Here is a 312-nt window from a genome sequence, read left to right on the forward strand (position 1 = left end):
GCAACGCGGCCCGGTTCGCCTTGGACGAGTACGCCTTGTCCGCGGTCAACGAGTCCGGACGCTTACGGGGACGACCGACGCCGCCGGGGCGGGTCACGGCGATCTGATCCAACAACGGCACCAGTTGCTTGGTATCGGCGGCCTGGCCCGGGGTGATCCGCGTGTCGAGCGAACGGCCTCGCCCGTCGGCCATAGTGTGCACCTTCGTGGTCAACCCTCCCCGGGAACGACCCAGACCCTGACGTGCCTGCGAACCGGTGGTGGTGAGCCCCCTCCACGGGCACCAGCGGCGTGCTGGTGAGCGCGCACGAC

The 312-nt window shown here is 69.9% G+C and carries 1 pseudogene; it reads right to left on the reverse strand.

The features are described 5' to 3' along the window. Positions 1–312: pseudogene (locus ACFHWY_RS28940) on the reverse strand (transposase); the annotation flags it as partial.

This window comes from Micromonospora sp. LOL_024, from assembly GCF_048060415.1.
Lineage (GTDB): Bacteria > Actinomycetota > Actinomycetes > Mycobacteriales > Micromonosporaceae > Micromonospora.